General features: G+C 73.7%; 9 protein-coding genes. 6 read left to right on the forward strand and 3 right to left on the reverse strand.

The features are described 5' to 3' along the window. Positions 1-321 precede the first annotated feature (321 nt). Complete coding sequence (locus IG05_RS0109585) at positions 322-1,356, forward strand: LacI family DNA-binding transcriptional regulator (RefSeq protein ID WP_030341044.1); 1,035 nt, start codon at positions 322-324, stop codon at positions 1,354-1,356. Positions 1,357-1,424: 68 nt separating this feature from the next. Further along, the gene (locus tag IG05_RS0109590; protein WP_199808279.1) at positions 1,425-2,285 is read left to right on the forward strand and encodes a phosphatase PAP2 family protein; all 861 of its coding nucleotides are present in this window, start codon (positions 1,425-1,427) and stop codon (positions 2,283-2,285) included. Here the strand turns inward: IG05_RS0109590 and IG05_RS0109595 are convergent. Together IG05_RS0109595 and IG05_RS0109600 are read right to left on the reverse strand one after the other, a co-directional pair. Next, on the reverse strand, positions 2,267-5,287 hold the full coding sequence (locus IG05_RS0109595; protein WP_030341048.1) for a bifunctional [glutamine synthetase] adenylyltransferase/[glutamine synthetase]-adenylyl-L-tyrosine phosphorylase: 3,021 nt from the start codon (positions 5,285-5,287) through the stop codon (positions 2,267-2,269). The two genes, IG05_RS0109590 and IG05_RS0109595, sit on opposite strands and share 19 nt — an antisense overlap. A gap of 727 nt (positions 5,288-6,014) precedes the next feature. Beyond that, on the reverse strand, positions 6,015-6,881 hold the full coding sequence (locus IG05_RS0109600) for a DUF72 domain-containing protein (protein ID WP_030341050.1): 867 nt from the start codon (positions 6,879-6,881) through the stop codon (positions 6,015-6,017). 80 nt (positions 6,882-6,961) lie between these two features. Here IG05_RS0109600 and IG05_RS0109605 point away from each other — a divergent pair, with 80 nt between their 5' ends. From IG05_RS0109605 to IG05_RS0109620, 4 genes are all read left to right on the forward strand, one after another. After that, the gene (locus IG05_RS0109605) at positions 6,962-7,906 is read left to right on the forward strand and encodes an alkaline phosphatase family protein (RefSeq protein WP_420707575.1); all 945 of its coding nucleotides are present in this window, start codon (positions 6,962-6,964) and stop codon (positions 7,904-7,906) included. Between the two features lies 1 nt (position 7,907). Then, entirely contained in the window at positions 7,908-9,161 is a 1,254-nt protein-coding gene (locus tag IG05_RS0109610; RefSeq protein WP_030341054.1) for an MFS transporter, read from the forward strand. Then, positions 9,158-10,177 carry a TolB family protein gene (locus IG05_RS0109615; protein ID WP_030341056.1) on the forward strand — a complete coding sequence of 340 codons (1,020 nt, stop codon included), beginning with the start codon at positions 9,158-9,160 and terminating at the stop codon, positions 10,175-10,177. The genes IG05_RS0109610 and IG05_RS0109615 overlap by 4 nt, the downstream gene beginning before the upstream one ends. Positions 10,178-10,320: 143 nt before the next feature. Beyond that, complete coding sequence (locus IG05_RS0109620; RefSeq protein ID WP_030341058.1) at positions 10,321-12,678, forward strand: Orn/Lys/Arg decarboxylase N-terminal domain-containing protein; 2,358 nt, start codon at positions 10,321-10,323, stop codon at positions 12,676-12,678. A gap of 392 nt (positions 12,679-13,070) precedes the next feature. On the opposite strand, the gene glnA is transcribed toward IG05_RS0109620, so the two are convergent. Further along, on the reverse strand, positions 13,071-14,432 hold the full coding sequence (gene glnA / locus IG05_RS0109625; protein ID WP_030341060.1) for a type I glutamate--ammonia ligase: 1,362 nt from the start codon (positions 14,430-14,432) through the stop codon (positions 13,071-13,073). Positions 14,433-14,552: the final 120 nt, after the last annotated feature.

Here is a 14,552-nt window from a genome sequence, read left to right on the forward strand (position 1 = left end):
GCGAGCGAAGTCGAGCGTGGAGGAGGCCGCCGGGCGAGTGGGAACGTAACAGCCGTGTAAGCGTTGCGAAAGACCTTGCAGAAAAAAAGTGCAAGGCGACACGATGGTTACCCCGCCGTGACCGCCCGGCGACCGGGACGCAACCCGGTGGTGCAGGAGCTGAGCGGTCTGGACGGCAGCTGTGCAAGACTTGCAAGCTCTTGCCACGAAGAATCCCGAGGGAGCGCGATGACGCAGCAACCCACGGCAGGCCGTGCGCCCGCCCGCGACCGGCGCCCGAGCGGTGTGCAAGGGCGGATACGACCGGTACAGTCCAGTGGCGTGACCACACGGCTTGCCGACATCGCTGCGCAGGCGGGGGTGAGCGAAGCGACCGTCAGCCGGGTCCTCAACGGGAAGCCGGGCGTCGCCGCCACCACCCGCCAGTCCGTGCTCGCCGCGCTGGACGTGCTCGGCTACGAGCGCCCGGTGCGGCTGCGGCAGCGCAGCGAGGGCCTGGTGGGGCTGATCACGCCGGAGCTGGAGAACCCGATATTCCCGGCCCTGGCCCAGGTCATCGGCCAGGCGCTGACCCGCCAGGGCTACACGCCGGTGCTCGCCACGCAGACCCCGGGCGGGTCCACGGAGGACGAGCTGACCGAGATGCTGGTGGACCGCGGGGTCGCCGGGATCATCTACGTCTCCGGGCTGCACGCGGACACCACCGCCGACATGCAGCGCTACGAGCGGCTGCGCGCCCAGGGCGTGCCGTTCGTACTGGTGGACGGCTTCTCGCCGAAGGTGCAGGCGCCGTTCATCTCCCCCGACGACCGGGCGGCGATGGCGCTCGCGGTGACCCACCTGGTGTCGCTGGGGCACACCCGGATCGGGCTCGCGCTGGGGCCGAAGCGGTTCGTGCCCGTGCAGCGCAAGATCGAGGGCTTCGTCCGGGCCGTCCACGACCAGCTGGGCCTGCCCCCGCAGACCGTCGAGACGGAGCTGGTGCAGCACTCGCTGTACACGCTGGAGGGCGGCCAGGCGGCGGCGAGCGCGCTGATCGACCGGGACTGCACGGCCGTGGTCTGCGCCAGCGACATGATGGCGCTGGGCGCCATACGGGCGGCCCGCCAGCGGGGCCTGGAGGTCCCCCGGGACGTGTCCGTGGTCGGGTTCGACGACTCCCCGCTGATCGCCTTCACCGATCCGCCGTTGACCACGGTCCGCAAGCCGGTCCCGGCGATGGGGCAGGCCGCCGTGCGCACCCTGCTGGAGGAGATCGGCGGGACCCCGGCACCGCACAGCGAGTTCGTGTTCATGCCGGAACTGGTGGTGCGCGGCTCCACCGCTTCGGCCCCGCACGCCCTCCGCGCGTCGTAGAAGGTGCGCCGCGGACCCGGCCTTGGGATGATCGGCCGGGGATGCCGCATCTGGCAGACTCTGTGCCTATGAGTGACTCGACCGTGACAGGGCCGGAGGGGCACGAGCAGGTGGCCGTTCCGGGAACCGTCACGGGCGGGGACCGGCCCGGTCCGCTGGACCGCCTGCGCCGCCCGCGCCGGCCCCGGCTGTGGTTCGAGATCCTTCTGATCGCGGTGAGTTACTGGACGTACTCGCTGATCCGCAACGCGGTGCCGGAGCAGCGGGGCAAGGCCCTGCGCAACGCGGACTGGATCTGGCGCGCCGAGCACTCGCTCGGCGTCGCCGTCGAGCAGTCGGTCAACCACGCCGTGAATTCGGTGTCCTGGCTGATCGTGGGGATGAACTACTACTACGCCACCCTGCACTTCGCCGTCACGCTCGGGGTGCTCGTCTGGCTGTACCGGTGGCATCCCGGCCGGTACGCGGCCACCCGGATGGTGCTGTTCGCGACCACGGGTGTGGCCCTGGTCGGTTACTACCTGTTCCCGCTCGCGCCGCCCCGGCTGATGCACGGCGGGCACTTCGTGGACACCGTGACGGTGCACCACACCTGGGGTTCGATGGCCTCCGGCGACCTCAAGCACATGTCGAACCAGTACGCGGCGATGCCGTCGATGCACATCGGCTGGTCGCTGTGGTGCGGGCTGACGGTCTTCGCGCTGGCCTCGGTGCCGTGGGCGCGGGTGCTGGGGCTGCTGTATCCGGCGGCCACCCTGCTGGTGATCGTCGCCACGGCCAACCACTTCTGGCTCGACGCGGTGGGCGGGGTGCTCTGCCTGGCCTTCGGCTGCGCGGTCGCCCGGGTGTGGTACGGCCGCCTGCCGCACGCGCTGCCCCGGCTGGTGCCGGCCCGGCCGCCCGCGCCGGCTCAGGCCCTGTCGTCGTAGAACAGCTCCTCCACCACCGTGCGCGCCCGGCGGGCGGTACGGCGGTAGGCGTCCAGCATGTCCCCGGCGTGCCCGGCCCCGTGGCCCAGGTAGCGGCCGACGGCGGCCAGCTCGCGCGGCTCGGTCGGGAAGGTGTCCCCGGCCCGGCCGCGGACCAGCATCACCGCGTTGCGCACCCGGGTGGCCAGCACCCACGCCTCGTCCAGGATCCCGGCGTCCTCCGCGGCCAGCAGCCCGGCCTCGCGGGCGGCGGCCAGGGCCTGCCGGGTGCGGGTGGTGCGCAGGCCGGGGACGCGGTGGCCGTGCCGGAGCTGGATCAGCTGCACGGTCCACTCGACGTCGGACAGGCCGCCGGGGCCGAGCTTGGTGTGCAGCTTGGGGTCGGCGCCGCGGGGCAGCCGCTCGGACTCCATGCGGGCCTTGAGTCGGCGGATCTCGCGGACCGCGTCCTCGCCGAGGCCCTTGGCCGGGTAACGCAGCGGGTCGGCCAGCTCCACGAACCGCCGGGCCAGGTCCTCGTCGCCGGCGACCGGCTCGGCGCGCAGCAGCGCCTGTGACTCCCAGACCAGGGACCAGCGGCGGTAGTACGCCTCGTACGACTTCAGGGTGCGCACCAGGGGGCCCGACTTGCCCTCCGGGCGCAGGCCGGCGTCGATGAGCAGCGGCGGGTCGGCGCTGGGCAGCTGGAGCAGGCGGCGCATCTCGGCGACGACCCGGTTCGCCGCCGCGGCCGCCTCGTGCTCGTCGACGCCGTCCCGGGGTTCGTGCACGAACAGCACGTCCGCGTCGGAGCCGTAGCCCAGCTCGTGGCCGCCGAAGCGGCCCATCCCGATGATCGCGAACCGGGTGGGCAGGGTGTCCCCCCAGCCGTCCCGGACGACCGCGCGCAGCGTGCCGGCGAGGGTGGCCGCGGTCAGGTCGGAGACGGCCGCGCCGACCCGGTCCACCAGGGCGCCCTGGTCGGCCACGACGGGGCTGCTCTCGGTGCCGTAGGAGCTGATGATGTCGGCGGCGGTGGTGCGGAACAGCTCGCGGCGGCGGACGCCACGGGCCGCGGTGACGCCTTGCGCGGCGTTCTCGGCGCGGCCCACGGCCGCCAGGATCTCCTGCTCCAGCTGGGCGCGGTCGCGGGGCGCCAGGCCGCCGCCGAGGGCCGCCGGGCCGGCGCCGCTGCCGTCGCCGAGCAGGGCGACCGCCTCGGGGGCGCGCATCAGCAGGTCGGGGGCGAGGCGGCCGGCCGACAGGACGCGGGCCAGGTTCTCGGCCGCCGCGCCCTCGTCGCGCAGCAGCCGCAGGTACCAGGGCGTCTTGCCGAGCGCGTCGGAGACCTTGCGGAAGTTCAGCAGGCCGGCGTCCGGGTCGGCGGAGTCGGCGAACCAGCCCAGCAGGACCGGGAGCAGGGTGCGCTGGATCGCCGCCTTGCGGGTCACGCCGGAGGCCAGGGCCTCCAGGTGGCGCAGGGCGGCGGCCGGGTCGGCGTAGCCGAGCGCCTCCAGCCGTTCGCGGGCCGCCTCCGGGCGCAGCCGGGCCTCGCCGGGGGCGAGTTGGGCGACCGCGTCGAGCAGCGGGCGGTAGAAGAGCTTCTCGTGCAGCCGGCGTACGACGCCGGTGTGCCGCTTCCACTCGCGGTTCAGGCCGGTCACCGGGTCCGTGCGCAGGCCCAGGGAGCGGCCGAGGCGGCGCTGGTCCGGCTCGGACTCGGGGACGAGGTGGGTGCGGCGCAGCCGGTACAGCTGGATGCGGTGCTCCATGGAGCGCAGGAAGCGGTACGCCTCGTCCAGGCGGGCGGCGTCCTCGCGGCCGACGTAGCCGCCGGCGGCCAGGGCCTGGAGGGCGTCCAGGGTGGTGCCGCTGCGCAGGCCCGGGTCGGTGCGGCCGTGCACCAGCTGCAGGAGCTGGACGGCGAACTCGACGTCGCGGAGGCCGCCGGGGCCCAGCTTGAGTTCCCTGTCGATCTCGGCGGCGGGGATGTTCTCGACCACGCGGCGGCGCATCTTCTGGACGTCCGCCACGAAGTTCTCGCGCTCGGCCGCCTTCCAGACGAGGGGTTCGAGGGCGTCGACGTACGCCTCGCCGAGCGCGCGGTCGCCGGCCACCGGGCGGGCCTTGAGGAGGGCCTGGAACTCCCAGGTCTTCGCCCAGCGCTGGTAGTAGGCGAGGTGGCTGCTGAGGGTGCGGACGAGGGGGCCGTTGCGGCCCTCGGGGCGGAGGTTGGCGTCCACCGGCCAGATGGAGCCCTCGACGGTCGTCTCGGAGCAGATCCGCATCAGGTGGGAGGCGAGTCTCGTGGCGGACCGCAGGGCCTGGTGCTCGGGGACGCCCTCGGCCGGCTCCGCCACGAAGATCACGTCCACGTCGGAGACGTAGTTCAGCTCGTGGCCGCCGCACTTGCCCATCGCGATCACCGCGAGGCGGCAGGCGGCGGCGTCCTCGGGTGCGGCCCGCTCGGCCAGGGACAGGGCGGTGCGCAGGGTGGCGGTGGCCAGGTCGGCGAGTTCCGCGGCGGTCTCGGCGACGTCGGTGGTGCCGCAGACGTCCCGGGCGGCGATGGACAGCAGGCAGCGGCGGTAGGCGATCCGGAGCGAGACCGGGTCGGTGGCCTCGGCCAGGCCGTGTTCGAACTCCGTGACGCCGGGGTGCAGGTCGTGCGGCTCGTAGGTGACCAGGGCCTGCCAGTCGCCGGGGTGGCGGGCCAGGTGGTCGGCCAGGGCGGCGGAGGCGCCGAGGATGCCGAGGAGGCGGTCGCGGAGGGGTTTGGCCGCGATGAGGGTGTCCAGCAGCTCGCGGTGGGCGGTGGCGCCGGGCTGGGCCTCCAGGAGGCGGACCAGGCCGTGCAGGGCGAGGTCGGGGTCGGCGGTGGCGCCGAGGGCTTCCAGGAGGACGGGGTCGTCGCGGACGGGGGCCAGTTCGGGGCCGTCGAGGAGGCGCTCGGCGGCGGAGGGGTCCGTGAAGCCGTGCCGCAGCAGACGGGTGAAGGTGCTGCTCCTGCGCCCCGGCGTCATGTCCGTGACCTCCCCTTGCGTACGTCTCGGATCGAGCTCGTCCTGGCCAGAGCCTAACCGGAGGCAGCGACGGCGGCTTCGCGCACGGGGGGCGCCGTCCGCGCGCGATGGCGGTGCGCCGGCCATGCCCGCGGCGACCGCCACCAGTGCGTGCTGGCCCGTGGCGCACCTGCGGGGCCGGTTCGCGGGGGGGCTCGCCGTGCGCGCGGTGCGGGTGCGCCGGCCATGCCCGCGGCGACCGGCACCAGTGCGTGCTGGCCCGTGGCGCACCTGCGGGGCCGGTTCGCGGGGGGGGGCTCGCCGTGCGCGCGGTGCGAGTGCGCCGGCCATGCCCGCGGCGACCGGCACCGGTGCGTGCTGGCCCGTGGCGCACCTGCCACGCCTGCGGGGCCGGTTTGCGCACGGGGGGGCGGCTCGCCGTCCGCGCGCGGTGCGGGGGACGCCCGCCGTCCCCGCGGCGACCGGCGCCGGTGGGCCGAGGCGTGCGGCAGCCGGTGCCGGCACCCGGGGGCGTGCGGCGCGGCCGCCGTGCCCGCGGCGGCCCGGGGCGTGCGGCGTGCCTGCGGTGGGCCGGGTCGTGCGGCGTGCCCGTGGTGGGCCGGGACGCGTCGGGCGGTGTCCCTTCTGCGTGCGGCGGCCTGGCCGGGGTGTGCCGCCGGAGGGTGGCCGGCCTGTGCCGGGGGGCGGTGGAACGGCACGTTCCCTCCCCGCCGTGCGCGGCCCCCGGTCAGGGCGCGGTGCGGCTGGTGGTGCCGCGTTGGTGCGGCGTCCGCAGGAGGTCCTGGAGCGTCCGGGCCGCCGTGGGCGCCGCGTCCGCGCAGCAGTTGTTGAAGAGGACGTGCAGTTCGTCGGCGGCCTCCGCCAGGGCCTGGATGCCGGGCAGCCATTCGGTCAGCTCCCGCTCGGTGTAGGCGTGCCGGAAGCGGTCCTCCTTCGTGCCCTTCCCCCAGTGGGGGCTGCGGCCGTGGAAGCGGATGACGGACAGGCCGGGGGTCGTCACGGGAGCGGGCTGGACGCCCTCGTAGGTGTCCGTGGCCACGGCGGTCGCGTGCAGGTCCCTGAGGAAGGCGGCCGTACGGTCCGCCCGGTCGGGGTGCCACCAGGCGGGGTCGCGGAACTCCACCGCGAACGGCCAGTCGCGGGCGCGCTCGCGGGCGGTGCGGACGAAGCTCTCGGCCTTCGGGCCGGGAGTGAGGGAGGGCGGGTACTGGAAGAGGACGGTGCCCAGCCGGCCGGAGTGGCGCAGGGGGGCCAGCGCTTCGGCGTAGCGGTTCCAGATCTCGGTGCGCAGGTCCTCGTCCCGGGGGTGGCCGCGCAGGTCCGGCGGGAGGGCGGCGGGACGGGTGGGGTGGCCGGTGAGGAGGGAGAACGCCTTGACGTCGAAGCGGAAGCCGGTCGGCGTGCGGTCGGCCCACAGGGCGGTGGTGCGGGGGCTGGGCAGGGCGTAGTACGGGGAGTCGACCTCCACCAGCGGGAAGCGGGTCGTGTAGTACCGCAGGCGTTTCTCGGTGTCGCGGTGGCCGGGGGGATACCAGCCGCTCCTGAGCAGGTCCGGGTCGGTCCAGCCGCAGGTGCCGATGAGGATCTTCGCCATGGGAGCCCAAGTACCCGGCGTTCATCGGGTCTTCACCCGTGAGGTTGGCTTGCGTGGGCCGCGGGAATGTTGGCGTGTGCATGCTCTGTCCGCACCGCCAGCCGTCCATCCATTCCCCGGAGGTTGATGTGTCCGGCAGTTCTGCACGTTCGGCGTATCGCCGTGCCCGTACCGCCGTGGCGTCCGCCGCGGCCCTCGCCGCAGCCGCCGTCGGTCTGTGGACCGGGCTCGGCGGCGAGTCCGCCCATGCCGCGGGCGCCGTGCCCAGCCCGGACCACGTGGTCGTCGTGGTCTTCGAGAACCATGCGTACAGCCAGGTCATCGGGTCCTCCAGCGCGCCGTACATCAACTCGCTGAAGACGGGCGGCGCCAACCTGACCCAGTCGTACGCCGAGACCCACCCCAGCCAGCCCAACTACTTCGCGCTGTTCTCCGGTTCGACCCAGGGCATCACCGACGACAGCTGCTACACCCCGGGCTTCTCGTCGGCGCCCAACCTCGCCTCCGAGCTGATCGCCGCCGGCCGCACCTGGGCCAGCTACAACGAGACGCTGCCGAGCCAGGGTTCCACGACGTGCAGCAGCGGCGACTACGCCCGCAAGCACAACCCGTGGTTCGGTTTCAGCAACGTGCCGACCTCGACCGCGAAGACCTTCACGCAGTTCCCGGCCGACTACACGACGCTCCCCCAGGTGTCGTTCGTGGTGCCGAACCTGTGCAGCGACATGCACGACTGCTCGGTGTCCACCGGTGACACCTGGCTGAAGAACAACCTGGGCGCCTACGCGACCTGGGCCAAGACCCACAACAGCCTGCTCGTCGTCACCTTCGACGAGGACAACCGGCTGAGCGGCAACCGGATCCCGACCGTGCTCTACGGCCAGCCCGTGACCCCCGGGTCCAGCTCCGCCACCACGTACAACCACTACGACCTGCTGCGCACCCTGGAGGACAGCCAGGGCCTGAGCACGCACGCGGGCAACGCGGCCTCCGCCAAGGACATCTCCGGCATCTGGGCGTCCTGACGTGTACGTAGCGGACAGCCGTGCCAGTACGTCCGCTCAGGGCGCCGTCCGGCCTTCCGCCGGGCGGCGCCGTGCGGCCCTCGCCCCCACCGTGCTCGCCCTGGGGACGGTGAGCCTGGTCACCGACGTGTCGTCGGAGATGGTGACGGCGGTGCTGCCGCTGTACCTGGTGACCGGGCTGGGGCTGTCACCCCTGGGCTTCGGGCTGCTGGACGGCATCTACAACGGGTTCTCGGCGCTCGTGCGCCTGGTGGGCGGGCACTTGGCCGACCGGGGCGGCGGGCGGCACAAGTGGGTCGCCGGGCTCGGCTACGCCGTCTCGGCCGTGTGCAAGCCGCTGCTGCTGGTGGCGCACTCGCTGACGCCGATCGGGGTGGTGCTCGCCGCCGACCGGACGGGCAAGGGGCTGCGCACGGCACCGCGCGACGCGCTGATCTCGCTGTCCAGCACGCCCGAGACGCGCGGGCGGGCCTTCGGGGTGCACCGGGCGATGGACACCGCCGGGGCTCTGCTCGGGCCGCTGGTGGCGTTCCTGATCCTCCGGGCCACCGTGGACGGGTACGACGCGGTGTTCACCGTCAGCTTCTGTGTCGCCGTACTCGGCGTCCTGGTGCTGGTCCTGTTCGTGCCGGGCGGCCGGCGCGGCCCGGTCCCGGCGGAGCGGCCCACGCTGCGGGCGGCGTTCGCCCTGCTGCGCCGCCGCGACCTGCGCCGGATCACCGGCTGCGCGCTGCTGCTGGGCCTGGCCACGGTCAGCGACTCCTTCGTCTACCTGCTGCTCCAGCGCCGCCTCGGCGTCCCCGACCGCTGGTTCGCGCTGCTGCCGCTGGGCACGGCCGCCGCGTTCCTGCTGCTGGCGGTGCCGCTCGGCCGGCTCGCGGACCGGGTGGGCCGCTGGCCGGTCTTCCTGGCCGGCCACGGCGCCCTGCTGCTGGCCTACGGGCTGCTGCTGACCTCCTGGCACGGCACGCTGCTGCCCGGTCTGGTGCTCGCCCTGCACGGCGGCTTCTACGCGGCCACCGACGGGGTGCTGATGGCCGCCGCCTCCGACAGCGTGCCGGACGCACTGCGCTCCTCCGGGCTGGCCGTCGTACAGACCGGGCAGGCGCTGACCCGGTTCGCCTGCTCGCTGCTGTTCGGCGCGGCCTGGACGGTGTGGGGCGACCGGGCGGCCCTGGCCGGGGCGGCGGCGGCGCTGGCCGCGTGCGCCGCGTTCTCCCTCACCCTGCGCCCGAAGGGGCCGGTGCCCGCATGACCGTACGCAGCCGCGTCCTCGTCCTCGTCTCGGCCGTCGCCGTGCTCGCGGCCGTCGCCCTGGCCTCCGTGCTGCACGCCTCCGCGCGGGCGGACCGCCGTGACCACCCGCAGGCGGGCGGACCGCGCGTCACCCCGGGCACGGTGACGCTGCGCGGCGCCGGACGGCTGGTGTTCCGGAACATGGCGTGGGGGCCGCACCGGGACGAGCTGACGGCCGTCCCCGCGGGCGACCCGGGCGGGCCGCGCACCGCCGCCGGCCTCAAGTGCCTCCGTTTCCACGCCGCCTCGGGCACCGGCGTGTGCCTCCAGGCCGTGCACGGACCCGTCTCGGACACCTACCGCGCGCTGATCCTGGACGCCCGGCTGCGGACCGTGGACCGCTACGACGTGCCGGGCATCCCCTCACGCGCCCGGGTCTCCCCCACCGGGCACTTCGCCGCCTGGACGGCGTTCGTGGGCGGCGACTCGTACGCCGGGACCGACTTCTCCACGCGCGCGGCGATCGTGGACACCCGCAGCGGGGAGCTGATCCCGTCCCTGGAGGCGTTCCGGATCGTCAGGGACGGGCGTCCGTACCGGGCGGCGGACGTCAACTTCTGGGGCGTGACGTTCGCGGCCGACGACCGCACCTTCTACGCGACGATGGCGAGCGGGGGGCGGACGTACCTGGTCCGCGGCGATCTGCGCCGCCGCACGGTCACCACGCTGCACACGAACGTGGAGTGCCCGTCCCTGTCGCCGGACGGCACCCGGGTCGCGTACAAGAAGCGGGTCGCGGGCCTGCCGAAGGACGCGCCCTGGCGGCTGTACGTCCTGGACCTGCGGACCATGCGGGAGACCCCGCTCGCCGAGCCGCGCAGCGTGGACGACCAGGCCCTGTGGAAGGACGCGCGCACGCTCGTGTACGCGCTGCCCGGGGACTACGGCGCCGACCTCTACGAGGTCCCCGCGGACGGCTCGGGCCGGCCCCGCCGGATCAGCCCGGCCGCGGTGTCACCGGCGTACCTCGGTTAGCCCCGCCGGGAGTCAACCCGGCGCCCCCGGTTTCCGCCATCACGGTGGTTCACCTCCGTGGGCTGCCGGGGCACCGGACCGCCGCGCCGGAGACTTGCCGCGGCGGCGGCCGGGCGGCGGCCGGGAGAGAACGAGGGCACGGGATGGCCGACAGCAGGATCCTGGTCGCGGTACCGGAGCACCCGCGCGCCGAGGGCGCCGGGGCCGAGCAGCTGCGGAAGATCCGGGACGCGGTGGAGGCGGAGGGCTTCGGGGTGCGCTGGGCGGTCACCGCCGAGGACGCGGACGCGGTGCTGCGGACCGAGGCGGGCCTGGCCGCGGCCCTGGTCGCCTGGGACCTGCCCGGCGGGCGGGCCGCCGGTGACGGGCCCGGGGCCGCGCTCGCCGTGCCGGACGGGGCCGTCGACGGAGCTGCGGGCGGGGCCACCGTGCTGCGCCGGATCGGACGGCGGTACCAGAACCTGCCGGTGTTCCTCGTCATGGCCGAGGAGGGCCTGCGGGAACTGCCGCTGTGGGTGTCGGAGACGGTCGTCGGGTACGTGTGGCCGCTGGAGGACACCCCCGGGTTCATCGCGGGCCGGATCAGCAGCGCCGCCCGTGCCTACCGGGAGGACGTGCTGCCGCCGTTCTTCCGGGCGCTGCGCCGCTTCCACGACGCCCACGAGTACTCCTGGCACACCCCCGCCCACTCCGGGGGCGTGGCCTTCCTCAAGTCACCCGCGGGGCGCGCCTTCCACGACTACTTCGGCGAACGGCTGCTCCGCTCCGACCTGTCGATCTCGGTGGAGGAACTGGGCTCGCTGTTCGAGCACAGCGGCCCGATCGGGGAGGCGGAGCGCAACGCGGCCCGCGTCTTCGGCGCCGACCTCAGCTACTTCGTGCTGCACGGCGACTCCACCTGCAACCGGCTGGTGGGCCACTTCAGCGTCACCCGCGACGAACTCGCCCTGGTGGACCGCAACTGCCACAAGTCGGTGCTGCACGGCCTGGTGGTCTCCGGCGCCCGGCCCGTCTACCTGGTGCCCACCCGCAACGGCTACGGTCTCGCCGGCCCGCTCCCGCCGGCCGAGCTGGCGGCGGACTCGATCGCCGGCCGGATCGGCGCGCACCCGCTCGCCGAGGGCGCCGTCTCGCGGGACCCGCAGTACGCGGTGTTCACCAACTCCACCTACGACGGCCTGTGTTACGCCGCCGTACCGGTCGCGAAGGCGCTCGCGGCCAGCACGCCCCGGGTGCACTTCGACGAGGCGTGGTTCGCGTACGCCCGCTTCCATCCGCTGTACCGGGGCCGCTACGGCATGTCGGTGGACGCCGGCGCCTTCCCCGGCCCGGACCGGCCCACGGTCTTCTCGACCCAGTCCACGCACAAGCTGCTGGCCGCGCTGTCCCAGTCGGCGATGGTGCACGTACGGCCGGCGCCGCGGGCGCCCGTGGAGCACGACCGCTTCAACGAGGCGCTGATGATGCACGGCACCACCTCGCCCCTCTACCCGATGATCGCCTCGCTGGACGTGGCGACGGCCATGATGGACGGCCCGCAGGGCGAGTGGCTGCTGGACGAGGCGGTGACGGAGGCGATCCGCTTCCGTCAGGAGATGGTGCGGCTGGGGCGGCGGGTGACGAACGCCGGGGACCGGCCGCCGTGGTTCTTCGGCGTGTGGCAGCCGGAGGAGGTCACCGACCCGGCGACGGGCGAACGGCTGTCCTTCGCGGACGCCCCGCCCGAGCTGCTGCGCACCGAGCAGTCCTGCTGGCTGCTGGAACCGGGCGCCGCCTGGCACGGCTTCCCCGGGCTGACCGAGGGCCACTGCATGCTGGACCCGGTCAAGGTCACGCTGACCTGCCCGGGCATCACCGCCACCGGGGAGATGGCCGAGGAGGGCATCCCGGCCCGGATCCTCACCGCGTACCTGGCCACCCGGAACATCGTCGTCGAGAAGACCGACAGCTACACCACGCTGATCCTGTTCTCCATGGGCATCACGAAGGGCAAGTGGGGCACGCTGCTGGACGCCCTGATGGACTTCAAGGCCCTGTACGACTCCGACGCCCCGCTGGACCGGGTGCTGCCCGAGGCCGTCGCCGCGCACCCGAAGCGCTACGCCGGTCTGACCCTGCGCGAGCTGTGCCGGCAGATGCACGAGCAGCTGCGCTCGGCACGTCTGGTGGAATTGCTCGAAACCGCGTTCCAGCAGCTCCCGGAACCGGTCCACCCGCCCCAGCACTGCTACCAGCGGCTGGTGCGGGGCGGCACGGAACGCATCCGCATCGCCGACGCGGCGCACCGGGTGGCGGCCGCGATGGTCACGGTCACCCCGCCCGGCATCCCGGTCCTCATGCCGGGCGAGTCCACCGGCACCCCCGACGGCCCCCTCCTGCGCTACCTCACCGCCCTGGAGACCTTCGACCGCCGCTTCCCCGGCTTCCGCAGCGAAACCCACGGCGTGACGATCGACGAGGACAGCGGCGACTACGAGATCGAGGTACTGCGCCCGGAGTGACGGGCCCGCGTCGACGTCGGCACGCGGCCGCCCGGCCCGTCACGGACCCGGCTGCCCGGGGATGGACCCAGGGCGGCCGGAGGACCCCGGCCGCGGGCGGGCCGGTTCCTGCACCGGCAGACCCCAGGCCCGACGAATCGCCCTCAGCAGAGACCTTGCCGTGTAGGGCGACACGGGCGGTGACGGAGTGACGGAACTGCTGGAGCGTCTCCTCGCTCGGCTCCATCGCGCGGGCGGCGTCGGACTCGGCGGCCATGGCCGAACGAACCGCCTCGGCACTGCCTTGCGGTGGATATCCGCCTCGGTGGCCCCGGGGCGGAACGCCTCGGGGCCGACGGTCCACGGCCGTCGGCCCCGAGGGTCGTTCCGGCGGACCCCCGCCCCGAGCTGCGCTACAGCACCGGCAGGTTCTTCCGCAGTTCGAAGGCCGTCACCTCGGAGCGGTACTCCTCCCACTCCGACTTCTTGTTGCGCAGGAAGAAGTCGAAGACGTGCTCGCCGAGGGTTTCGGCGACCAGGTCGCTGCTCTCCATGAGGGTCAGGGCCTCGCCGAGGTTCTGCGGAAGGGGCTCGATGCCCATGGCGCGGCGTTCGGCGTTGGACAGGGCCCAGACGTCGTCCTCGGCGCCCGGCGGGAGTTCGTAGCCCTCCTCGATGCCCTTCAGGCCGGCGGCGAGGAGGACGGCGTAGGCCAGGTAGGGGTTGGTGCCGGAGTCGAGGGAGCGGACCTCGACGCGGGCGGAGCCGGTCTTGCCGGGCTTGTACATCGGGACGCGGACCAGGGCGCTGCGGTTGTTGTGGCCCCAGCAGATGTACGAGGGGGCCTCGCCGCCCGCGCCGGCCGTGCGCTCGGAGCCGCCCCAGATGCGCTTGTAGGAGTTCACCCACTGGTTGGTGACCGCGGAGATCTCCGCGGCGTGCCGCAGCAGGCCCGCGATGAAGGAGCGGCCGACCTTGGAGAGCTGGTACTCCGCGCCGGACTCGTAGAAGGCGTTGCGGTCGCCCTCGAAGAGGGACAGGTGGGTGTGCATGCCGGAGCCGGGGTGCTCGGAGAAGGGCTTCGGCATGAACGTCGCATGGACGCCCTGCTCCAGCGCCACCTGCTTCATGACCAGGCGGAACGTCATGATGTTGTCGGCCGTCGAGAGCGCGTCGGCGTAGCGCAGGTCGATCTCCTGCTGGCCCGGCGCGCCCTCGTGGTGGGAGAACTCCACCGAGATGCCCATGGACTCCAGCATGGTGATCGCCTGGCGGCGGAAGTCCATGCCGACGTTGGTGGGCGTGTGGTCGAAGTAGCCGGAGTTGTCGGCGGGGGTGGGCCGGGAGCCGTCCAGCGGGCGGTCCTTCAGCAGGAAGAACTCGATCTCCGGGTGGGTGTAGAAGGTGAAGCCCAGGTCGGAGGTGCGGGCGAGGGCACGCTTGAGGACGTAGCGCGGGTCGGCGAAGGACGGGGAGCCGTCCGGCATGAGGATGTCGCAGAACATGCGGGCCGTGCCGGGGGTCTCCGCGCGCCAGGGCAGGACCTGGAAGGTGGACGGGTCCGGCTTGGCGATCATGTCGGACTCGTAGACCCGGGCGAAGCCCTCGATCGCGGAGCCGTCGAACCCGATGCCCTCGTCGAAGGCCTGTTCGAGTTCAGCGGGGGCCACGGCGACGGACTTGAGGAAGCCCAGCACGTCCGTGAACCACAGGCGTACGAACCGGATGTCGCGCTCCTCCAAGGTCCGGAGCACGAACTCCTGCTGCTTGTCCATCTTCCGCTTCCCCATCCTTGCTGGTCAGGCCGCCTGTCCCCGGTACCACGGGAGGCGGTCGGGCACCTGAGCATCCCACCACAACACCGTTTCACGCGCGTTGCGGACCTTGATCGCCCG

Source organism: Streptomyces sp. NRRL S-1022 (genome assembly GCF_000720135.1).
GTDB lineage: Bacteria > Actinomycetota > Actinomycetes > Streptomycetales > Streptomycetaceae > Streptomyces.